Genomic DNA, 21,097 nt, shown 5'->3' with positions numbered 1-21,097 from the left:
TGTAAATGAAAATAGAGATAAGACCCGCAATGAAAATGATGATAAATAGAAATAAGTCTGTATCTGTGAAGTCTTTTTTCTTGCTGCGGTTAGTTGGTGTCGATTTTTTCAATGATTATTGAACCTCTTTCTTAATTTTAATTTGTCCTTATGAATATTCTTACTTGCCAAAAGCTTGAAGCACAAAAACAATCACATAAAGGGGAATAGCAACAATCAATACTCCAGCCAAGAAATAGCATAAGCTTCGTATAAGAAACTTCATGACGTCATATAGAGAACCAGCAATGTCGTCAATGAACTTCAACATGTCTACCACCTGCTTTTGTTTTTAGTGAAAACGGCATTTTAAAACGTAGATGCTGTCGTATTCTTTTAGCTCTTTTTCGTGAGCTTTTGGATCTTTTAAATAGTTTAGCTGAATGCTTGATATGGAATCTTCAGAAGAATAAGCCATGTAGCCTAGTGGCATTTCTCCATCAATTTTTTGTACGTCTTGATAAAAGCCTTCCCACGTGCCAGCTAAGTTCTCTTTTTCTTCAATGTTCCTTTTTTCTGTGAAGCTTAACCCGGCGCTGCCCGTTTGATTTCCAACCTTTAAGTTAAACATAGTAATGACTTCTTCTCCGTCTTCATCTTCCGGATAAATATCGCTAGAAGTGAAAATAATCAGTCCTTCTTTGTCCACTTCTGTAGATAATTCATTTAGTTTTTCTACAAATAGCCCCTTTTCATACTTTTCAACCCAAACGTCGACTTCTTTCTTCTTGCTACCAGAGTCATATTCAAAGACAAACGCTTGATTAGTATTAAGCAGCATATCTTCTCTTGCCGTTAGAGAATGCGTGACGTTTTTAATGGTTTCGTTTTTTAACGTTGGACCTTTGCTACTAGTGACTTGGTCAGAGCTGTTTGAAAAAAACATTGTCATGAAGCCTCCAACCGCTAATAGGAAAAGAACTAATAAAAAAGCGATTTTTCCTTTTGACATGGTTTGTATCCTCCTTTTTAATCAAAGTTGTTTCACTAGATGTAGAGACTTTCTCATATTATTCATGACGTTCGTGAGAGCTGTGAGAGATGCATGGGCACTTACGGGATGAACGTCTAATGAATGATCCGCATCTTTTATAATGTCCACCTGAAAATTTGTCTCGTGAAGCTGCTGAAACTTTTGTTTGTCATAGTGAACGTCTTGGTCTCCAATCACAAGCAGTCCCCGATGCTTGCTTTCTTGAATACTTGTAAATAACTCAGGAAAGTTTAGCAGAGGAGTTAAGAGGAGCATTGTTGTGTCTGCAAAGCGGTCTTGCTTCATGAAGTCGTAAAGGATTGGCACGGTACCCAGCGACTTTCCTAGAAAAATGATTTCTTCATATGAATATGCTTCTAAAATATGAGTCAAAATAGGATCAATGTCTTTTATCATCATATGAGCAACGGTTTGAAGCGACTGCTGTAAAAAGTCGCGGTCGTAGCTGTAGTGAACGTGTACCACGTCAATACCTTCTTCAAGCATCAGCATCGTAGAATAGTAGAATAGAGGCTTCTCATAATGATAGCCCAGACCTGAAAACATCATACATACCTTTTTTGAACCACGATGAATGTGGGTATAAGGAACAGAGTGATAGGGAAGTGTTTGTTTCATCGATTACTCTCCTTAGTTAATTTTTACTATTTTAACATTTATTTCATTATTTTTGAAGAGGTTATATATTTGCATAGTATTTTAGTTCATATTCCAATATTTCATAGTGCTCTAAAGCTATTGTGCATTGTCAGAAAGTTATGATAGTATAAGGATAAAGTGAAGGAAAAACTTCATATATGAATAAATATGAAGTTTTGAGTGCGGAGGAGGATGGAATGAACCAGTCATACGTAGAAAAGATGAAAAATGACATTTATAAAACCTATGAGCATCTGCATACATATCCAGAACCGAGCGGCGAGGAAAAAGAAACGTCAGCTTATATTCAAAAGAAGCTAGAGGATGCTGGATACAGCGTTCGCACATTCTCAGAACATTATGGCTTAACTGCTGAGCTTCAAGGTGCTTCTTCCGAAGTGGTAGCGTTCCGAGCTGATTTAGATGCGGTCGTGCAGTGGATGGACGGAGAGCTAAAAGCCAATCACTCGTGCGGGCACGATGCTCATAGCACCATGCTTTTGTACACGGCTCTTGCGCTCAAGAAAATGAACATCAAGTCGCAAAAAACAATTCGCTTTTTGTTTCAACCAGCAGAAGAAACGGGTGCGGGAGCGAAGCAAATGATTGACTCGGGATGCTTGCAAAACGTGAAGGAGCTTTACGGTATGCATGTAAGACCTGAGTGGGAAGTAGAAGATAAAAAAGCATCTCCAGTGATTTTACACGGCTCAGCCTGTGCGGTTCATGGCATTATCCACGGTGTTCAAGCTCATGCGTCACGACCTGAGCTTGGCAAAAATGCGGTTGAAATCGCAGCAGACCTTGTACAGATGCTGAGGGGGATACGCTTAACAAAAACGAATGATTATTCAGTCAAAATGACGAAGCTCCAAGCTGGAGGAGACAGCACCAATGTCATTCCTGATGAAGGTGTGTTTGCGCTAGATTTGCGAGCCAATACAAACGAAGGGATGGATGAATTGAAATCGCGAGTGGAACACATCATCTCTCATTTGACTGTAATGTACGAAATAGCAATCGACTATCATTTTGAAGGGCGTACATACGCTGCGGTTCCAAACGTGGAGACCATTAAAAGAGCTACCCAAGCTATTCAAGCTGTCATCGGCAATGAAGGAGTCGCGTCAGCTTGCGAAACGAAGGGGGCTGAAGACTTTCACGTGTACACGAAAGAAACGGGCGTTGCTTCGACGATGGTAGGTCTTGGATGTGGATTAAAGCACGGCCTTCATCATCCTGACATGACGTTTAATAAAGAAGCACTCTTGACCGGAACAAACATTTATCTTAACCTTGCTCTTTTGGCATCCAAAGCAGAGGTGTAAGGAGAATGAGTGCACAGCGGTTTGAACACGTGGTAAAAGAAGCGTTTCCTCGTTTGTCATCTGGACAGAAGAAGGTTGCTCAGTATTTACTTGATTCTCTGCAAGAAGCGTCGTTTCAAACGGCGGCAGAAATTGGGCGTGCCTCGGGAGTCAGCGAAACAACGGTCATTCGCCTTTCGTATTCTCTTGGCTTTCAAAGCTTTTCCCAAATGCAAGATGCGATTCAGCAGCGCGTAATGGGACACGAAAAAACAGTTAAAAAAGAAGAGAATCAAAACGTTCTTAAGCGCGTATTAGAAAATGAACTGAGCATCATTCGCCGCTTGGAAAACGAAGAAAACACTCAGAGAATTTGGGAGGTGGTAGACAGGCTGATTCATGCAGATCAGGTGCTCATTGCCGGCTACCGAACTTCATACGGAGCAGCACACTGGTTTTCAATGATGCTTTCGACGCTTCGTGAACGTGTGCGATTAATCAATCAGCCGGGAGATATTCAAGAAAGCCTTTGCGATTTAACGTCTGAGTCAGTGGTCATTGTTCTTTCGTTTCCACGCTATGCAAAAGAAGCGACAAAGCTTGCCGCTTACGCGAAAAAAGTTGGGGTGACGGTAATTGCCGTTACGGATCGAGTTTTATCACCGGTTGGAGAGCTAGCTGACATTACGCTTTTAACAGAGACAAATGTACAGTCAGGATGCAACTCGATTGCGCCGGTCATTACGCTTTTAGACTTGGTGCTTACGGCATACCAAGAAAAAAATCCTGCTGGCGTTCAAAAGCGTCAGCAAAAGCTTGAAGGCTTATATACGCATCAAGATACATACATGGAATAAGCGAGGAGATAATATGGCGAATTTACGTATGGACGAGCTCATCATTCGGCGAGTGGAGCATCCCGAAGAGCTGCGAAAAGTAGGGGATTTAGAGCGAACAGTTTGGCAGGGAGAAGATGCGGTTCCAGTTGAAATGATGGTTGCAACGATTCGAAACGGGGGGCTGGTATTAGGTGCTTTTCATGAAGGCAAGCTCATTGGGTTTCAGTATTCATTTCCGGGCTTTGACGGCAAGCAACCTTACTTATGCTCTCATAGCTTGGGCATTTTAAAAGAATATCGTAGCTACGGTATTGGACAAAAACTGAAATGGGCGCAGCGCCAAGAAGCCAAGAAACTAGGCTATGAGCTGCTTGCGTGGACATATGATCCACTTGAAACGGCAAATGCTAACTTGAATTTACGAAAGCTTGGCGGGGTTGGAGCAGCTTATAAAGAAAACTATTACGGTGAACTAAATGACATTCTAAATACTGGAATACCGTCAGACCGCTTTGTGGTACATTGGTGGATTCAAAGCGAGCGCGTACAGGAACGAGAAGAAAAGAAGTATGAAGAGTGGGACGTTCACGAAGAAAATATTTTATTGAACTATGTGCTAAATAATCAAGAATTGCCAACCCCTGCAGCTATGAGCTCTGTGTTAATACATGACGTGTTATTCGTAGCGGTGCCTGCTCGCTATCAAGAGGTAAAGGCAAAAAATCAAGACCTGGCGCTACAGTGGCGCTTAAAAACAAGAGAAGCATTGAGCAAAGCTCTAGACGGTGGCTATGAAGTTACGGATTTTGTGAAAACAAACGGAGATATTCATTACTACGTAGTGACAAAAAAATAAGGTAGGGGGAAACGAGATGGAGGTTCAGCACATTATTTTGCGCCACGTGAAAATGGAACTTTTAGAACCGTTCACAACAAGCATTTTCACCGAAACGCATAAAGAGTTTATTCTAGTAGAAATTTTAGGGAAAAACGGCTTATCGGGGTGGGCAGAGTCTGTTGCTTCACCAGAGCCTTACTATAAAGAAGAAACGCTCAAAACAAATTGGCATATCATGGAGGATTATTTAATTCCGCTTTTGCTTCAACATCCTGTTTCCCATCCTAGCGAACTCCAAAAGTTGTTTGAACCGATTCGGGGTAACTCCATGGCGAAAGCAGCGCTTGAAGGTGCAATGTGGGACTTATATGCAAGAAGCAATAATCAGCCGCTTTGGAAAGCACTTGGGGGTACGAAAGAAACCATTGATGTTGGGGTTAGTTTAGGAATTAAAGATTCAGAGTATGAGCTGTTAAAAGCGGTGGAAAAAAACTGTGAAGAAGGATATAAGCGCATTAAGCTAAAGGTAAAGCCAGGCTGGGATCTCGATATTTTAAAAGCAGTTCGCAAGCGCTTCCCGGATATTTCCTTGATGGCAGATGCGAACTCAGCGTATACCCTAGGTGACATTGATCACTTAAAAGCGTTTGATGAATTTAACCTCACGATGATTGAACAGCCGCTTGCTTATGACGATATCATTGACCATGCGAAGCTGCAGCGCGAGCTTCAAACGCCGCTTTGCTTAGATGAAAGCATTTATACGCTTGATGATGCAAGGCATGCTATTGAGTTAGGAAGCTGTAAAATTATTAATATTAAAATTGGCCGCGTCGGTGGACTCTATGAATCGAAGCAGATTCATGACCTTTGTAAAGAGCACGGCATACCTGTCTGGTGTGGGGGGATGCTAGAAGCTGGTGTAGGACGTGCTCATAACGTTGCAATTACGACGCTTGATAATTTTACGCTTCCTGGCGACACATCGGCGTCTTCACGCTACTTTTCAAGCGATATCACAGACCCTGCGATTACAGTTGAAAATGGAGTGATTACCGTACCAACCACACCGGGGATTGGTTTTGAACCAAATCGTCAGCGAATTGAAGAGCGTACGTACTACAGTAAGCTTTATAGACTTTAAGGGTTATAACTTTTAAGGGGGGAGGGAGCGCCAGTGAGTAGCGTTCCAGCAAAGAAGGTACAGGACAAGGGGTATAGTAGAGGAGATTATGTTCGATTTATTGTTCCATCCGTATTAGGAATTTTATTATTTATGATTCCGATACCGTTGGAAGATGGAACGACCGTTTTCGTCGCATTTGTTGCAAACTGGCTTGGCGATGTATTTGCATCAACGATTCCAATGATTGCTGCTATTTTAATGGGAGTTACGTTTATTGGAACATGCGTTGCCAAGTGGGGAAAACCTAACTTTATCATGAACTCGCCGTTTTTAAAGAATTTGTTTGATGTCAGCATTCCGTTTTTTCTAGCGCGTACGCTTGGCTTTTTATTTGCGGCAATGGTTGTGTTAGGAGTAGGTCCCGCTTTTATTACTTCGGATGACACGGGAGGCTTTTTGTTAACAGGCCTGGTGCCAGTACTGCTAACCACGTTTTTACTTGCTGGCTTTTTCTTACCACTGCTTTTAGATTTTGGCTTACTTGACTTATGTGGAGTTTTATTTGCTAAGCTGATGCGTCCGCTCTTTAAGCTGCCAGGCCGTTCTTCGATGGACTGTTTAGCATCTTGGATTGGAGACGGGACAATCGGTGTGTTTCTAACAAGCAAGCAGTATGAAGACGGGCACTATACGGAGCGAGAAGCAGCGGTTATTAGCACAACGTTCTCGGTTGTATCGATTACGTTTTCAATTGTTGTTATCACTGAAATTGGTCTTGCTCACATGTTCGTTCCATACTATTTAACAATTGTTGCCGTAGGGTTAGCGCTAGCGTTTATCATGCCGCGCATTCCACCATTATCACTGAAGAAAAACACGTATTTTAAAGAGATTGAGCGTGAAGATGAATCGTTTATTCCAAATGGTCAAACGCCGTTTCAATGGGGAACGGAAAAAGCAATCGAGCAAGCGCGCAAAAATGGAAGCGTGTCCACGTTCTTTAGAAACGGTACAAAAAACGTATTGGATATGTGGCTTGCTGTTATTCCAGTTGTTATGACAATCGGGACGATTTCGGTTATTGTGGCGGAATATACACCGTTTTTTGAGTGGATTGGAAAACCGTTCGTGCCGCTTTTAGGGTTGATGGGCGTACCGGAAGCAGCTGAAGCATCTGTGTCTATCTTAGTTGGCTTTGCAGATATGTTTTTACCAGCTATTCTAAGCAGTGGGATTGAAAGTGAAATGACGCGCTTTATCATCGCATGCTTATCAGTGACGCAGCTTGTGTACATGTCTGAGGTTGGAGGATTAATTCTGGGATCTAAGCTTCCGATTCGCTTTAAAGATCTTGTGCTCGTTTTTATCCTTCGCACAGTAATTGCTCTTCCGCTTATCGTGCTGATTGCACACTTCATATTCTAATTGCGACTAGCCTGCTTCTGGAAGCAGGCTAGCTTTTTTTAGCTTGTTTTTGTCAAAAACTCTCTTATTAAACGATTAACTTCTTTTGGCTTTTCATGCTGAGGAGCATGTCCAACTCCGTCAAAGCGGTGAATGGTTACGTCGCGCACATATTCTTCAATTCCGTCTAAATTGCTATTTTCAAAGGCAGAATCCGCATTTCCCCACAGGATAAGCGTTGGCGATTCAAACATGGTATGAGGCAGGTTCAGCGGTTTTTTTACGCTTTCTTCAAACGGATAGAATCCTGCTGCTCGGTAGTAATGAAGCATGGACTTAAGCGCTTTTGGTTGCTGCCAAGCTTTCATATATTTTTCCGCGTCTTCGTTTGACAGGTAGCCTTTTTCTAGGCCCGGTACAATTAAGAGCTGCTTTAGTTTCTCGCAGTCATTTGCTAAAAAATAATCATGGGAATCAGGCTGTTGAAATTTTCCCATATAGCTGCTTGCTTGGCGCTGTGCTGGGTTTTCAGAAAGCTCTCTTCTAAACGTATAAGGGTGAGGCGCATCAAACATAATTAAACGCTTCACATATTCTGGGTATGTGTATGCGAATGCCCAAGCAATTGCGCCACCCCAGTCGTGTGCTACAAGTGTACACGTCTTTTCACCGAATGCTTCAATTAATTGGCGGACATCTTCCATTAAAATTGGCATTTTGTAGGCTGAGACGTCTTCTGGTTTATCCGATAAGTTATAGCCTCTCATATCCACTGCTACAACCCGGTAATCCTTTGAGAACTCTTCTAATTGATGATGCCAGTTATACCAAAAATAAGGAAAGCCGTGCAGAAATAACATAAGCTCTCCTTCACCCTTTGTCACATAGTGCAGGTTTACGTCGTTTACATTTACATAATTAGATTGAAACAAATTCATCATCTCCCTCTTACAAGTAGTTCAACAGTGAGATATTTTACTCCTGGTTGTTTATTTTAGCAATTAAATAGACATAGTCTTTAAATAATTAAGACTTCTAGAAGGTTATCGAATAAGAGATAAGTAGACAACGCTGGACCATTGACTCATTTTACTAGGACTTCATACGTATTTATAGAAAATACTATTCTTTTTTCTATAATAATCCTGCTATTTTAAAATCGGGAGGTCTGCTTCCTCCTAGACAATTGAAGATAGGGGAGAACGGTATGAGGCGTTTGTTCATGTTGATGATGGTTTTCTGGCTTGTTGTTCCGCTGGGTGCGCAGGCAGGAGGATTCGGAGGAAAAGATGATCCATCCGGCGTGCCTGGTCAATGGTACGTAGGAAATACACCTGCTTTTGTAGATCCCGCTAAACCTGTCGTTGTATTTGTTCATGGTTTTAACAGCTCTTCAAATACATGGTGGGAAGGAAATGATATGTACAACACGGCTTATCAAAATGGCTATCAAACTGCTTTTATCGATGTGCATCCGGATAAAAACATGTGGACAAACGGTCCGATTTTAAAACAGAAGTTTGAAGAAATCTATCGTCACTTTGGGAGCAAAAAGCTCGTTGTGGTTGCGCATAGTAAAGGCGGCATCGATACGCAAAATGCACTTGTACACCAAGGAGCATATCCTTATGTATCCAATCTGATTACACTATCTAGTCCGCATCATGGATCTCAGCTTGCAGACCTAGCCTACAGCAGCTGGACAAGCTGGTTGACAGGTATTCTCGGCAGTCAAAACGACGCAACGTACTCTCTTCAAACAGGCTATATGAAGAATTACCGTACCCAAACGGATTCACATGCTAATCGCTTGAAAAACCCAATTTATACGTTTGGTGGCACGAGTTGGGGCAGCTTTGGTTCAGCGCTTTATTTTGGGGGCGTTTATTTGAACTCCTACGGCTCTAACGACGGAGCTGTAACGGTGACAAGTTCTCGTTTACCGTACGGTCGTGAAGTTCGCGTGGGTTCATGGGATCACTCAACTGTTAAATCTAGCGCTACCTTCAATTTGTTTAAACCATACTTAACGACGACACAAGCACTTTCCGCTTCAAAAATCAGCGCATTAGAAACTACGCAGCATGAAGAAAGCAGCAACATTTACCGAGGTGGAGAATTTACAAGCTCTGCTGTACAAGAGTTTACGGTAGAAGAAAGCGCAACAAAGATTGAAGTAGACTGGCTTAGCGAGCAAAAAATGAATGACCTTGAGCTTGTTAGTCCAACTGGAAAGGTGTACAAAAACGCGATTCGCACCGTTGATGAAGGCGTATTTAAGGGCGCAAATCATCACATGTTCCAAGTAGCATCTCCTGAAGCAGGAAAATGGAAAGTACAAGCAAAGCATCAGAAAGCAACATACTTTTTAAATGTAAGTGTAAAAAGTAGCTTAAACGATGACATTGAACTTCAAAACGTAACTCCTTCTTCTGTCGACGTAGTTCATTCAGGTGACGTTGCAAAAGCAGACGCAACGCTACACATTAAGAAAAATGGCAAAGTGATAAAGAAGCAACACAAAGATATAAAGAAAAACCAGCAGTTTAACGCTTCCTTTGCTGAAGAAGGCGTCTACAATATCACTGCCGACATCAAAGGCAAAACAAAAGACGGAAAGCCGTTTGAGCGTACCATTGTGAAATCAATTTATGTAGATGCTAAAGGGAAGGTTTTTCAATAAGAAAAGAAGCCGGAGCACTTTTGTGCTCTGGCTTTTATGTGTCATTTTATGCTTCGTGTTTGTCTTGTCTATCGGGCAGAATCTTTTCAATAATAAATGAAATAAGAAGGTAGGATAAAGGACAGATTACGACGAGCAAATATATTTTGTCTTCAGGTAAGTGATAGAAAAGAAACACGCTTAACGTTCCAAAAAGCAAAGGAGGTAATAGTTCTTTTGTAAGCCTTCGAATCATTTGTCAGATCTCCTTATTGATAGAGTAAGTATTATTAGTTTAACTCTTTTTGGTATAATTGTATAATTTATGAAAAAAAATCAAACTTTTATTTTTTAGTACTAAAATACTATTATAACTATCAAGAAGGAGTGTATATAGCAGTGCAAAAGGTTTACTTCATGATGTCTTTGCTATTGTTTTGTTTGTTAGCTGCCTGTCAAGAGAATAACAGTACAGAGCAGGTTACTCAGTCAAAACATGTGGAATCGGTCTTGCAACTCATTTTAAAAGAAGAAAACTAAACCTTTAGGGGTGTTGTCTTTCTTTTGTTTTTTATTGGAAAGGATTCACAAAAGAGTTCCGGGGCAATTACTTGAAGAAAATATAAAAAAACCAAAAATCCCTAGATACTGTTGGTCTTAAGCAATTAACCCAAACAGACTTAATCACAACTCACATCTACGTCCGCTCCAGCGACGAGGAACGTAGGGGTGCTGTTAATAGGCTGTCAGCAGAAGAATAAGATTATGCTAAGAAATTAAGCTTTTTAGTCATTGTATTTTCCTTGTTTGGTTAATTGGAAGTGTTTATTTTAGTTCTTTCATTCCTTTTATTAAATCTTTATATTTGGGGTCGGTTTTTTCAATTTCTTTTTTAGAATAAGATCCGTTTTCTTCATCAATAACTATATAACTTGTATCTTCACCAAACACATAGCTTTTTTCTTTTTCCTTTTTATAACCTATTACATTATCTAAAATAGTAATGCCACTGTGTTTCTCATATAGGTTGTACGAAGTTGGAGGTCGACCAATTACATACTTATTATTAGAAAAGCCTGCTACATCATCTCTACCTAAACCTGTAGCAACACTACTAATAAACAAAAAAGTACCAACTGCGATAACAGTTAAAAATATACCCAGAGTAACTACAAGTGTTATAAGAATTGTATTTTTCATATTTATAATCACCTTTACCCTTGTTTTATATCCATTATTTTCATTATAAACCATTTATTTATAAAGGATAATATTCCATATTGACCTACATTATGGTAACATATTTATCTTAATATTTCTAAATTACTAGTTTGTTATTTTATATTTTATGGTAATTTTATTTACTTTCTTATTATCTATAATTCTATTTATTGTAGGATTAGTAAAAAAGCAAAGAAGTATATTAATCTTCTTTAGTATACTTATGGTTATATCGTTAGGGTTAGGATTTTTCATATTCGAGCTTGTAGGGTTCATGTAAAAGTAATCCCTCATTATATAAAAGCTAGAAAGATAAAACAGGCATGTTTAATTCCTATTTTCTTTTTAATAAGTGATTGTTGTAACGTAAATAAAAATTTGGTATTTATCCTATGTATACTGTATTATTCTACATTTTGGAAGGTAAAGGGCAAAAACTCAAATGGGAATCAGGCGTAGGCCTAGTTTCCTCTAATTTTTTGATTTTTTTCAGATTGGAGAAGGACCTCTATTTTGTCAGCATGATGTGACATTAGTAGAATGGTCTAAATGTAGAGTTTTTTCTTACTATAAAAAAGATGTTAAGTTTCGAGAAAGCTTGTCCGATAAAATCAGCTTCTTTTTTTGGGGTATGTAGTACTTGTATATCAGAAGTAGTTTTACTTGAGTTATTAAGATTGGATTATATCTACAAATGAATCTTTTTAAAAGTAGGCTCTGTTAAAGTCGGGTGTTGATAATTTGATTAACAAGTATTCAACTAATGGGCAATTTGGCTTGTTAAATTATATTTATATGAAAATCATAGAAAGAGGTGTGTGGATTATGTTAGTACATAAGATGGATGATGAGGTCTCTTTGAGATTGTTTAATGAAGATGATGCAGAAGAGTTCTATGATTTAACGATTAATTCAAAGCCCTATTTAAAAGAGTGGCTTGGTTGGCTCGATTATACAAAGAGTGTAGAAGATACTGCAAAAAATATTCAATCAAGATGTAAAGAGATTATTGATAATGGGGGTTACCCACAATCGTTTGCAATTATATTTAATGGAAGAATTGCTGGTACAATCGGATTTAATACAATAGATAAGGCTAACAAAATCGGTGTTGTGGGTTATTGGTTAGGAGAAAAATTTCAAGGTAAAGGTATTATGTCTAAAGCATTTAAAGCATTAGTTGATTACGGTTTTAATGACCTTAAGCTAAATCGAATTGAAGTTCGAGTCGCAGTTGAAAACAGAAAGAGTAGAGCTCTTCCTGAAAGGTTTGGATTTAAGGAAGAAGGACGAAAGAGGCAAGCAGAATGGCTTTATGATCATTATGTAGACCACGTTATTTATGGAATTTTATCTAATGAGTGGAAATAAATTATTTAAATTTTGAACAAGCAAACATTATAAAAACGGAACTTTCACAAAATAAGAAGTTCCGTTTTTATAAGTAATATCAACATTGAACTTTAACAGAGACAAAATTTAAAAAGTAACGAACTTATTGAGCAAAAAAATAAAAAGATCATCCTATTATAGAGCATAAATTAAAAGAGTCTAGCTTTCTGAGAACTCACTATAATATAAAATATTAATCGAAGGGAATAAATTTTATCTTAATATTCAGATGCTTAATTTGTAATAAAATATTAACAATAAATCACTATAGATATAAAAAGGGGGGATTAAGCTATGAAAAGCAACACTGTCAAAGTGTTATTTTTAATTTTATTTGTTTTGTGTATAGTTGGCTGTCAACAAGGTATGGAGGCAAATGCTAAGAAAGATAAGCTTAACAATGATGGGATAATTGTTAGGAGAGAAATTATGATGTCGGATGGGGCAACGAAACTCATTATTAATAATCAAAATGGATTAGATAATACGTATGTGGAAGATGTTTCTTCAGACCTTAAAGAAGCTTTTAAAGAAATAAGTTCTAATTACAAAAACAAGAACTATGAATGGGAAGATACTATTATAGTAAATTTAAATGGTTCTGATGGGGTTAGTACTGGAATGAAAAACACCATTACATTATATAATGTTGTTGGAGGGAATCATCTTGCATATCATGAGTTAACTCACACTCTTCTAGGTTTTGGAAATCTAGAGGCAAATGAATTTAATACATCTAATGGTTATTTTACTCAAGAAGGGATAGCTGTATATTTACAAGAAAGATTGGATCCTAAGAAAAAGGTTTTTCCTACTAATTCCCTCAAGTTAGATACTATCATTAGGTATCTTTACGATAATAAACGTTTAATACCTATAGAAGAGCTTATATCTAGTGAACATAGAGATGAGTATTATAATTCAAACGATCAAAATCTGGCAAATGAATTACTTTGGAAGAGTTACGTTCAATCTGGATCTTTCGTTAAATATTTAATAGACCAATATGGAAAAGATAATTTCTTGAAGATTTATAATTCAAGTAACCTAGAGAAGGACATAAGGTTAATTTATAAAAAAGATATTAAAGAATTAGAAAAAGATTGGCTACATAGCATTAAAAGTAATAATAAACCTTTAAATGTGGATGAAAAGTTTCAAATTTCATTTCCTTAAAAATCCAATTTATATAAAATAAAGAGGTTGATTGTAATACCCCCTTTTACTTTGTGTTCTTTTTTTAAAAGGCTTTAATATAAAATAGAAGAAATCAGGAATGTAAAAAATCACATTTAATATGACCTGCATAATTAATTTGTTGGCTGAAAGGACCAGTTCCATTGCAATATAGCACTCCTTTCAAAGGAATAGACGCACTAAGCAAAACATTAAAGACTAATATTGCCATTTTAAATGCTTTGCATGTACATTGCAAAATTTGAAATTTGAATTATCAGACTTATTTTAGCTGAAGAGAAGATATATAAAGCTTATATTTATTAGTAAAGAACTAATAAATAGTCAAGGATGAAAAATTATTATTTGCAAGTTTATAAGGGAATAGTCATGTTATAAACTCATTTTCCTGGGTCCCAATTCATAAAAGTGAGCACTTATCTTCTGATAAGTATTTAGAATATTTAAAATTCAAAAAGGTAAAAAAAGAATTTATATTTTATATAAACAGGCTCTTTATCGAATCCAATAAAAGAATCTTTGAAAGAGAACCATTAATACATATCTTCAAAGATACACATCTCATCGTATAAATATAATTTGAAGAAAACGAGAAGTAAAAGAAGAGACATGGATGTTATTGTCAGCCTAACTGAAGAATTTATCGATAATAATTATATATTTTTTGTTGTGTTTAGAGCGAACCTTGTACAAGAACCAAATCAAATTTCAAAAGAAGAAAATATCTTAAAAGTATAATATAAATGCTTTAAAAAAAGATTTGAATTATTAAACCAACAAGTAAAATATGGTATGATTGTTATTAATGAAGATCTGTTTATATCAGAAAAAAACTTAGTTCAAGCAAATGTAGGTACAAAGTATGGAAAACTAAAAGATATTGGTGGATAGATAATGATTGGTATATAAACGCTCAAACAAAAGCACATATTAAAGACTTAAATTCCACTACTATACCTTACCTGCAAGTGGTGTAGCAACTGCATTAAGAGACACTTAGCTTTGTTCCTGGCGCATTTACAGGTGAAGTAGCAGGATTATACTGAGCAATATTAGGTTCAAGAGTGGACGCCAATAATAAAGTAAAGGTGTTACATTTTCAGCTACTTGGGCATTAGTCTTTAACGTACGTAAGCCCAAGACGATAAAGTGAGAAGGAGGAAGAATTATAATGACATCAACAACAATGACTTTTCTATTGTTTATGTTTATCATCATTATTTTTCTATCTTTTAACCCTACATTACAATCTTACAAATGGTCAAAAATAAAAATTATTGTCACTGGAATAGCTACAATTGCTCTAATAAATATTGTAACGTTTGCAATCTTAGGGTAAAGGTTCACTAAACTGTTTTTTATTTAATGTACTAATAAAGGTTGTCTTAATGGCAACCTTATCGTATTCCGCAATGTTAAATAATTTTCTTAACATCATTCTACATTTCCTCCTTAAATAATTCATCTAATATTACTTCAGCAAGTTGATTTTCCTTAATAAAATGTTCTAAACATGCTTTGATTCCGTGTTTATTATAATTTCCACACACATAGAGTAGAAAGGATTATTCGTCTCTAATAGAATAGTTTGTTTAAAACAAGCGCTTTGTATAAAGTTAAGCACAAAAAAAGACTTGTAGAATATAAAATTCCTACAAGTCTTTGCTTTATTAATAGCCCATCTATTCAACTTCTATGTAGCTAATTGGCGTACCATTGGCATTATCTGATGTGTTTGTAACAATAAGATTTGTTGTATATACTTCTAAGTGATGTCCTTCACTATCACTTAAACGGTCTGCTGCATTAGCCGCATATACATCATTATTCTTTTTATCGTATTCTTTTTCAATTTGATCAAAGTCAGTTAACGTTCCTGTAATTTTATCATCTGAAATACTCATTTTGCTAATTGTTGAATCTCCACTTGCAACGGTATACATTGCATCATAATAATAGTAAACGGTCTCTTCCGGCATATCTATTAAAGAAATAGGCTCCCCGTATTTTGCAAGCAACTCATCTCCTGTAAGCCCCAAGTTTAATTCTTCTTTTTCCACTTCAAAAATATTAAAGTTTCCTAACGTTACTTTCTTTGATTCTTCTGCTTGCAGCGCTTTCTTTTGGCTATCTGTTAATTCATCTTGATCTTCACTTCTATAAGTTGTAACTTCTGATTCTACCACTTCTACTTCTTCAGTTTCTTCACTCGTAGCAGGTTCCTTGTTAGACTCTTTTTTATTAGAAGAATAAGTTAAAGGATAGAAAAGCTACTAACCAACCTGTTACGACAGGTTGGTTTTTGCAGTAGAACCTAATTTCTTATGCGTATAAATGACTAAGAAGAAGTAACCAGCAATAAGAATGAAAATGACAATCTCAGGCCGGATGGCTAAGATAAAGCCGGCAGTGAGAGTAAGGAGTCCGCCAACTAAGCTGGATAAGCCGACTAGTTTGCTTGCTTTTTCTTTGTTTCGTATGCGGCGCTCGTTAAATCCAGGAAGCAGCCAGATTTGTTTTTTAATGCCGATGAAGTAGGATAGGATGAAGAGAACGAAGCTAATCAAAATCAGATTATAATTAATGAAAAACAAAATGAACACGCCCTTTTTACAACTAATGTATGGTGAAGTCAGTCGAAGTAGTACAAGGGAATAGAGGAAGTTCATATATGTTTTACCCAAAAGGTAATCCCACGTTGCTATAATAGAAACTAAGAATAAGAGAATAAAGGGGAGCGATCGATGAAAAAAGTAATTCTTACGCTTTTTGGTTTAGCTATTGTCGCTGCAGGAGTGATGGTGTATACGCTTCAACATCACGAAGCAAAGGCTTATGCAAAGGAAATAAAGCCTCAGGTAGTTACGCATTTAAAAGAAGAGTTTCATGATGTTTCATCCGTCACTTTTACGGAAGAAAAGCTGTTATCTAAGAAAAGAGTCCATATAAGCGGTTACGTGAATAACAATAAAGCACTTGGCTTTTCCGTGACGGCATCGTATCCAGCAGGAGACATTGAAAGTGAGCTCGTGGTCGATCAAGCGCTTTTTGATCAGTTAAAATAAGAGAAACCATTCTTTGGGATAAAAAACATCTAAAACAATAGCGAATCATTTACAAAAGGCTTAAACTTTTTAAAAAGGCGGCAAATGTCCGTGGACAAGCAGAGGAGAGGAGCATATACATATATAGCAATTATTTTTTAAAAGTGGTGAAAATAATGAATGACTATATATATCGATGGATTCAAATGAGAAGTAGTAGCGAAGGATGGCTTGCAGTTCAGCAAAAAGCCAGTAAAAGTCTCTCTCTTTTTTATACAAGTACGGGCGGACAAGCTTGGAAGGAAGTCACGCCAACATCTGCTCCGATTTTGACTGCTTTTGCTTTTACGAGCAAAACGGCATACGCAATCAGCGAGAAAAGAAACAGTCCTTCTTCACTTATAGTGTGGGGAACGATGAACCGAGGCAGGAACTGGAGTTCTGCTGTCATTGTGCTCCCTTTAAAAGCACAGGAACACATTCAAAAGGTTGTCATAGAGTTTCATAATGAGGCACATGGCTCGCTTTGCATCATGACCAGTGAACAAAAACATCTGTATAAAACTTTCGACCGCGGATTGACGTGGAATAAGGTTTCTTCTTTTTTAATAAATGGAATGGTAACGGGCCTGACGTTTGTCAATGACCAAGTTGGTTTTTTAACGGTAAAGGGGAACAAGCTGTATCGATCACTTTATCAAACAAATGACTTTGGAAAAACGTGGAGTCCAGCGCACTTTGTAAGCGTAGCGGCTCTTCTCTACCCATTAACAACTGACGCCACGGCGTACAAGCCTCTTTATGTGGATGGAAATATCTTTGTTCCGTTTAAGGTTACTGGTCCCGTTTTACACTCCCTTTTTTACTATTACTCTAACAATTTCGGTAAAACATGGCGCATGACGCCAGCAGTTCCGTACCGCGGGGGAGCTTTTTCATTTCCAACCTCAAAGAGCTGCTTAATTGCCAATGGAAGTAGTGGCGCTTTGTATGAGCAGCAAAGTCCACTTTATATTGGGAAAATATATGCACAAAATGAAGCGTTAAAAAACATGCACTGCTTGCATTTTGTTGACCGAAGCACTGGATTTGGCTGTGCGAAAGAAAAGCTTTATACGACTAAAGACGGCGGTAAAACATGGAGTTCCCTAAGCTTTAAACTTTTGTTTCATCAGTAATAAAGAAAGAAAGCCCATCGTAACCTGATAGGCTTTCTTCGTTATAGAAGGCATTCATATACATCTACTATGCTACGACATTTACAGATAGCAGACTCGCTGATAAACACCATTTTCTTGTTCTCTAACCATATCTTTGTACTTAATTAGCCTTTAGGTCTGAATGCTCATTGGATGATAGGTAATTTAAGGTAATGTCCCTATTTACCTTTCAAGCCTACATGTTAACCTAATTGTAAGTACATATCTGTAAAAAAATTTACTAAAAGCTAGGCGTACGTGTAAATCAACTACATCATCTTGTCAGGAGGAATACTCATGAACCAAGCACTATTACCAAACGGATCTGTTGTATTGTTAAAAGGTGGAGACAAAAAGCTGGTTATTTATGGACGTAAGCAAATGTCTCTTGGAGAAGAGCAACAAATTTATGATTATATTGGCGTTCCGTATCCAGAAGGATTCATCAATGAGCAGTATACATACGTGTTTAATCACGCAGCGGTTGAGCAAGTAGTGTTTGAAGGGTATCGTGATGAAGATGAAGTCAAGTTTCAAGATGTACTACAGCAAGTGCCAAAACAAAAGCCAGAATAATAGAGATAAGAGAAAAGCCTTCTTCACGGTGTGAAGAAGGCTTCTGTTGTTTTATAGACTAATTTCTTTCCCTTCTTTACGCATTTTTCCATACTCGGCAGTTGCCGTGAAAAGTACGTCTGAAGAAGAGTTAAGCGCTGTTTCACATGAGTCTTGTAAAACACCGATGATGAAGCCAACCGCAACGACTTGCATCGCTACATCATTTGGAATTCCAAATAAGCTACATGCTAGTGGAATTAATAGAAGCGAACCGCCTGCAACACCTGATGCTCCACATGCTGATATTGCAGCTACGATGCTAAGAATAAGTGCTGTACCAAAGTCTACTTCAATGCCAAGCGTGTTAACGGCTGCAAGCGTTAATACAGAAATTGTAACGGCTGCACCTGCCATGTTAATTGTTGCGCCTAGCGGAATGGATACTGAATACGTATCTTTATCTAAATCTAGCTTCTTGCATAGATTCATATTCACTGGGATATTGGCAGCAGAGCTACGTGTAAAGAATGCCGTAAGCCCGCTTTCTCTTAAGCATTGTAAAACAAGCGGATATGGATTTTTACGAATGTTAATAAAGACGATAATAGGATTCACAACAAGAGCAATAAAGAACATGCATCCTAATAAAACTAATAAAAGCTTTCCATAATCAAGCAATGCTGATAATCCATTTGTAACAAGGGCTTCAAATACAAGGCCCATAATACCAAGCGGTGCTAAGTTAATAACCCAGCGCACGATTGTTGAAATGGCATCTGAAAAGTTGCCAATCATGTTCTTTGTTGTATCAGGTGCATGGCGAAGTGCAATACCAAGTACGATCGCCCACGCTAAAATACCGATATAGTTAGCGTTCATTAGTGCATTTATAGGGTTGTCCACGATATTGAACAATAGCTTTTGGAGTACTTCACTTAACCCACCTGGAGGTTCAAAACCTTCAGCACCGCTTTCTTTTAGTTTTAGCGTTACTGGGAAAATAAAGCTTGCAATGACGGCAACAAGTCCAGCTAGAAACGTGCCGATAAGGTATAAGCCAATAATAGGCTTCATATTTGTTTGCTGACCATTTCTGTGCTGTGCGATTGCGTACATAACTAAAAATAATACCAATACAGGTGCAACCGCTTTTAATGCACCAACAAATAGCGCACCAAAGATTGTAACGAATTTAGCGCCTTCAGGAACCGTTAATGCTAGAATAACACCGACAATAATCCCGATTACAATGCGAGTAACTAGACTAATTTGATTCCATTTGTGTAATAAATTTTTCATCATATGTTCCTCCGATTAATGCTTTATATCCTACATATTGCTCATACGTAAAAGTAAGTTTATCATGAAAAATATTGCTTGTGAATGAGAAGAGAAAAAATCTTTATAATTTTTAGAAAGTTTTTTCTTTGTACAAATGTCCACTCCACTAAAACAACCGCTTGCATGATTATATGTTATAAAAGAGAAAAATGCTAGTGTAAAATTTTATAAAACAAAGAAAATTATTTTTTTGAAATAAAGAAAAAGCACAAAATCAGGCGTGCACGCACCCTGTCTTTTGTGCTACGTTGTTTCTCGTAGAATCAGTGTGGCTTTATAAAGGTTACGACGAGAAAGCACTTCATTCTGATTTACGCGGAGAGCAAGCGCTTTAGCTACGTCATCTGCAATGCTTTGCAGAGGGTAATCAATCGTTGAGAGTAAAGGGATGCTCGCGCGTCCAATGGAGTGGTTGTCAAAGCCGATAATTGATACATCACTCGGAATGTTGATGCTATGTTTTTGGGCACTATGAAGCAAACCCATGGCAACAAAATCACTTCCTGTCAACAGACCATCTGGATAGCTTTCAGCTTGAAAGAGCTGATCTCCAAGTCTGAGTCCATCGTCAATCGTCATGATTTTATTTCTTTTCATATCGGTTGAGTAGGAGATTTCTGCATTTTTTAAAGCACGTTTAAATCCAGATAACCTTTTTTGTTGAAGCGGCGTTTGTTCATAATCCATACAAAGTAAAAGGCGTGTTCGGCCTTGTTGGAGTAAATAGGTCGTTGCATCAAATATTGCTTGTTCTTCATCTACTGAAAAGACGTCAAATAGAACTCCAGGAGTTTGTTCATTACAAATGATGACAATTCTGCTGCCTACCAACTCTTTAATTTCTTGTTCAGATAACAAAGTATGTGTGACAACAAGAGCGTCCATTTCTTGCTGTGCGAGTTTGTCATAGACATAGCGCTCTTCTTTTGGTTGAAACCCACTTTGATAAATGACCGTTTCATAGCCAGACTTGCGACAGGCTTCTGATAGCGCACTGATTAACTGGCTAAAGTAGGGGTGGTTGACGGTAGGCACTAATAAGCCGATGAGCTGATTTTGCTTTTTGCGCAAGTGAACGCCTCTTGCATTTCGCTTGTAACCAATTTGCTCAATGGCTTTTTCTACTTTTTCTTTGCTTTCTTGTGAAACATGTGGGTGCTGATTTAACACACGCGAAACGGTAGATTTTGATAGACCGCTTATACGAGCAAGATCAAGAATTGTTGTCATAAAAAAACCTCCATTTAAGCGTTGACCTGGGAACGTTCCCAGCGTGTATGCTGAAAAAAAAGCAAAA

Annotated in this window: 23 protein-coding genes; 13 read left to right on the top strand and 10 right to left on the bottom strand. The window is 37.7% G+C overall.

Features of this window, described 5'->3' with window-relative positions:
- Positions 1-160: 160 nt before the first annotated feature.
- From V2145_RS13725 to V2145_RS13715, 3 genes are read right to left on the bottom strand one after another with little or no spacing between them, the layout of a single operon-like run.
- Positions 161-310 carry a hypothetical protein gene (locus tag V2145_RS13725; RefSeq protein WP_165932509.1) on the bottom strand — a complete coding sequence of 50 codons (150 nt, stop codon included), beginning with the start codon at positions 308-310 and terminating at the stop codon, positions 161-163.
- Between the two features lie 21 nt (positions 311-331).
- A complete protein-coding gene (locus tag V2145_RS13720) occupies positions 332-991 on the bottom strand; it encodes a hypothetical protein (protein ID WP_311858853.1) in 660 nt (219 codons plus the stop codon).
- A gap of 21 nt (positions 992-1,012) precedes the next feature.
- Positions 1,013-1,651 (bottom strand): alpha/beta family hydrolase, encoded by a 639-nt coding sequence (locus tag V2145_RS13715; RefSeq protein ID WP_094911714.1) that lies wholly within the window; start codon positions 1,649-1,651, stop codon positions 1,013-1,015.
- Between the two features lie 218 nt (positions 1,652-1,869).
- Here V2145_RS13715 and V2145_RS13710 point away from each other — a divergent pair, with 218 nt between their 5' ends.
- From V2145_RS13710 to V2145_RS13690, 5 genes are read left to right on the top strand one after another with little or no spacing between them, the layout of a single operon-like run.
- On the top strand, positions 1,870-3,000 hold the full coding sequence (locus V2145_RS13710; protein ID WP_330987859.1) for an amidohydrolase: 1,131 nt from the start codon (positions 1,870-1,872) through the stop codon (positions 2,998-3,000).
- Positions 3,001-3,005: 5 nt separating this feature from the next.
- Complete coding sequence (locus V2145_RS13705; RefSeq protein ID WP_330987858.1) at positions 3,006-3,836, top strand: MurR/RpiR family transcriptional regulator; 831 nt, start codon at positions 3,006-3,008, stop codon at positions 3,834-3,836.
- 13 nt (positions 3,837-3,849) lie between these two features.
- Entirely contained in the window at positions 3,850-4,674 is an 825-nt protein-coding gene (locus tag V2145_RS13700) for a GNAT family N-acetyltransferase (RefSeq protein WP_330987857.1), read from the top strand.
- 16 nt (positions 4,675-4,690) lie between these two features.
- Complete coding sequence (gene menC, locus V2145_RS13695) at positions 4,691-5,800, top strand: o-succinylbenzoate synthase (RefSeq protein WP_330987856.1); 1,110 nt, start codon at positions 4,691-4,693, stop codon at positions 5,798-5,800.
- Positions 5,801-5,833: 33 nt separating this feature from the next.
- Positions 5,834-7,207, top strand: a complete 1,374-nt coding sequence (locus V2145_RS13690; RefSeq protein ID WP_330987855.1) for a YjiH family protein — start codon at positions 5,834-5,836, stop codon at positions 7,205-7,207.
- Positions 7,208-7,245: 38 nt separating this feature from the next.
- Here V2145_RS13690 and V2145_RS13685 read toward each other — a convergent pair whose 3' ends face one another.
- Positions 7,246-8,124 carry an alpha/beta fold hydrolase gene (locus tag V2145_RS13685; protein WP_330987854.1) on the bottom strand — a complete coding sequence of 293 codons (879 nt, stop codon included), beginning with the start codon at positions 8,122-8,124 and terminating at the stop codon, positions 7,246-7,248.
- 269 nt (positions 8,125-8,393) lie between these two features.
- On the opposite strand from V2145_RS13685, the gene V2145_RS13680 reads away from it, so the two are divergent.
- Positions 8,394-9,869, top strand: a complete 1,476-nt coding sequence (locus V2145_RS13680; protein WP_330987853.1) for an esterase/lipase family protein — start codon at positions 8,394-8,396, stop codon at positions 9,867-9,869.
- A gap of 46 nt (positions 9,870-9,915) precedes the next feature.
- Here V2145_RS13680 and V2145_RS13675 read toward each other — a convergent pair whose 3' ends face one another.
- A complete protein-coding gene (locus V2145_RS13675) occupies positions 9,916-10,104 on the bottom strand; it encodes a hypothetical protein (protein WP_330987852.1) in 189 nt (62 codons plus the stop codon).
- A 143-nt stretch (positions 10,105-10,247) separates the two neighbouring features.
- Between V2145_RS13675 and V2145_RS13670 the strand changes: the two genes are divergently transcribed.
- Positions 10,248-10,388 carry a hypothetical protein gene (locus V2145_RS13670; protein ID WP_330987851.1) on the top strand — a complete coding sequence of 47 codons (141 nt, stop codon included), beginning with the start codon at positions 10,248-10,250 and terminating at the stop codon, positions 10,386-10,388.
- Positions 10,389-10,673: 285 nt separating this feature from the next.
- On the opposite strand, the gene V2145_RS13665 is transcribed toward V2145_RS13670, so the two are convergent.
- Entirely contained in the window at positions 10,674-11,048 is a 375-nt protein-coding gene (locus V2145_RS13665; protein ID WP_330987850.1) for a hypothetical protein, read from the bottom strand.
- Between the two features lie 846 nt (positions 11,049-11,894).
- On the opposite strand from V2145_RS13665, the gene V2145_RS13660 reads away from it, so the two are divergent.
- From V2145_RS13660 to V2145_RS13650, 3 genes are all read left to right on the top strand, one after another.
- Positions 11,895-12,440 carry a GNAT family N-acetyltransferase gene (locus V2145_RS13660; RefSeq protein WP_330987849.1) on the top strand — a complete coding sequence of 182 codons (546 nt, stop codon included), beginning with the start codon at positions 11,895-11,897 and terminating at the stop codon, positions 12,438-12,440.
- 315 nt (positions 12,441-12,755) lie between these two features.
- Positions 12,756-13,637 carry a peptidase MA family metallohydrolase gene (locus tag V2145_RS13655; protein WP_330987848.1) on the top strand — a complete coding sequence of 294 codons (882 nt, stop codon included), beginning with the start codon at positions 12,756-12,758 and terminating at the stop codon, positions 13,635-13,637.
- 1,192 nt (positions 13,638-14,829) lie between these two features.
- Positions 14,830-14,997 carry a hypothetical protein gene (locus V2145_RS13650; protein ID WP_330987847.1) on the top strand — a complete coding sequence of 56 codons (168 nt, stop codon included), beginning with the start codon at positions 14,830-14,832 and terminating at the stop codon, positions 14,995-14,997.
- Positions 14,998-15,340: 343 nt separating this feature from the next.
- Here V2145_RS13650 and V2145_RS13645 read toward each other — a convergent pair whose 3' ends face one another.
- Positions 15,341-15,844 (bottom strand): hypothetical protein, encoded by a 504-nt coding sequence (locus tag V2145_RS13645; RefSeq protein ID WP_330987846.1) that lies wholly within the window; start codon positions 15,842-15,844, stop codon positions 15,341-15,343.
- A gap of 99 nt (positions 15,845-15,943) precedes the next feature.
- Positions 15,944-16,252 carry a DUF3784 domain-containing protein gene (locus tag V2145_RS13640; protein WP_165932508.1) on the bottom strand — a complete coding sequence of 103 codons (309 nt, stop codon included), beginning with the start codon at positions 16,250-16,252 and terminating at the stop codon, positions 15,944-15,946.
- Between the two features lie 150 nt (positions 16,253-16,402).
- Here V2145_RS13640 and V2145_RS13635 point away from each other — a divergent pair, with 150 nt between their 5' ends.
- The 3 genes from V2145_RS13635 (at position 16,403) to V2145_RS13625 (ending at position 18,477) form a co-directional block, all read left to right on the top strand.
- Positions 16,403-16,723, top strand: a complete 321-nt coding sequence (locus tag V2145_RS13635) for a DUF1433 domain-containing protein (RefSeq protein WP_094911702.1) — start codon at positions 16,403-16,405, stop codon at positions 16,721-16,723.
- A 155-nt stretch (positions 16,724-16,878) separates the two neighbouring features.
- On the top strand, positions 16,879-17,880 hold the full coding sequence (locus tag V2145_RS13630; protein ID WP_330987845.1) for a WD40/YVTN/BNR-like repeat-containing protein: 1,002 nt from the start codon (positions 16,879-16,881) through the stop codon (positions 17,878-17,880).
- A 318-nt stretch (positions 17,881-18,198) separates the two neighbouring features.
- A complete protein-coding gene (locus V2145_RS13625) occupies positions 18,199-18,477 on the top strand; it encodes a DUF4176 domain-containing protein (RefSeq protein ID WP_210608695.1) in 279 nt (92 codons plus the stop codon).
- 51 nt (positions 18,478-18,528) lie between these two features.
- Here V2145_RS13625 and sstT read toward each other — a convergent pair whose 3' ends face one another.
- Positions 18,529-19,758, bottom strand: a complete 1,230-nt coding sequence (gene sstT / locus V2145_RS13620) for a serine/threonine transporter SstT (RefSeq protein ID WP_210608694.1) — start codon at positions 19,756-19,758, stop codon at positions 18,529-18,531.
- Between the two features lie 285 nt (positions 19,759-20,043).
- Complete coding sequence (locus V2145_RS13615; protein ID WP_330987844.1) at positions 20,044-21,030, bottom strand: LacI family DNA-binding transcriptional regulator; 987 nt, start codon at positions 21,028-21,030, stop codon at positions 20,044-20,046.
- Positions 21,031-21,097 lie beyond the last annotated feature (67 nt).

This window comes from Priestia sp. GS2, from assembly GCF_036409025.1.
GTDB classification, from domain to species: Bacteria; Bacillota; Bacilli; order Bacillales; family Bacillaceae_H; genus Priestia; species Priestia aryabhattai_A.
The sequence above is the reverse complement of the archived record's forward strand: the minus strand, read 5'-3'. Positions and strand labels throughout refer to the sequence as shown.

Bases quoted from the DNA above. Each gene is read 5' to 3' on its own strand.
- V2145_RS13725 (WP_165932509.1), bottom strand. From the start codon at position 310: ATGTTGAAGTTCATTGACGACATTGCTGGTTCTCTATATGACGTCATG.
- V2145_RS13720 (WP_311858853.1), bottom strand. From the start codon at position 991: ATGTCAAAAGGAAAAATCGCTTTTTTATTAGTTCTTTTCCTATTAGCG.
- V2145_RS13715 (WP_094911714.1), bottom strand. From the start codon at position 1,651: ATGAAACAAACACTTCCCTATCACTCTGTTCCTTATACCCACATTCAT.
- V2145_RS13710 (WP_330987859.1), top strand. From the start codon at position 1,870: ATGAACCAGTCATACGTAGAAAAGATGAAAAATGACATTTATAAAACC.
- V2145_RS13705 (WP_330987858.1), top strand. From the start codon at position 3,006: ATGAGTGCACAGCGGTTTGAACACGTGGTAAAAGAAGCGTTTCCTCGT.
- V2145_RS13700 (WP_330987857.1), top strand. From the start codon at position 3,850: ATGGCGAATTTACGTATGGACGAGCTCATCATTCGGCGAGTGGAGCAT.
- menC (WP_330987856.1), top strand. From the start codon at position 4,691: ATGGAGGTTCAGCACATTATTTTGCGCCACGTGAAAATGGAACTTTTA.
- V2145_RS13685 (WP_330987854.1), bottom strand. From the start codon at position 8,124: ATGAATTTGTTTCAATCTAATTATGTAAATGTAAACGACGTAAACCTG.
- V2145_RS13680 (WP_330987853.1), top strand. From the start codon at position 8,394: ATGAGGCGTTTGTTCATGTTGATGATGGTTTTCTGGCTTGTTGTTCCG.
- V2145_RS13675 (WP_330987852.1), bottom strand. From the start codon at position 10,104: ATGATTCGAAGGCTTACAAAAGAACTATTACCTCCTTTGCTTTTTGGA.
- V2145_RS13665 (WP_330987850.1), bottom strand. From the start codon at position 11,048: ATGAAAAATACAATTCTTATAACACTTGTAGTTACTCTGGGTATATTT.
- V2145_RS13660 (WP_330987849.1), top strand. From the start codon at position 11,895: ATGTTAGTACATAAGATGGATGATGAGGTCTCTTTGAGATTGTTTAAT.
- V2145_RS13655 (WP_330987848.1), top strand. From the start codon at position 12,756: ATGAAAAGCAACACTGTCAAAGTGTTATTTTTAATTTTATTTGTTTTG.
- V2145_RS13650 (WP_330987847.1), top strand. From the start codon at position 14,830: ATGACATCAACAACAATGACTTTTCTATTGTTTATGTTTATCATCATT.
- V2145_RS13635 (WP_094911702.1), top strand. From the start codon at position 16,403: ATGAAAAAAGTAATTCTTACGCTTTTTGGTTTAGCTATTGTCGCTGCA.
- V2145_RS13630 (WP_330987845.1), top strand. From the start codon at position 16,879: ATGAATGACTATATATATCGATGGATTCAAATGAGAAGTAGTAGCGAA.
- V2145_RS13625 (WP_210608695.1), top strand. From the start codon at position 18,199: ATGAACCAAGCACTATTACCAAACGGATCTGTTGTATTGTTAAAAGGT.
- sstT (WP_210608694.1), bottom strand. From the start codon at position 19,758: ATGAAAAATTTATTACACAAATGGAATCAAATTAGTCTAGTTACTCGC.
- V2145_RS13615 (WP_330987844.1), bottom strand. From the start codon at position 21,030: ATGACAACAATTCTTGATCTTGCTCGTATAAGCGGTCTATCAAAATCT.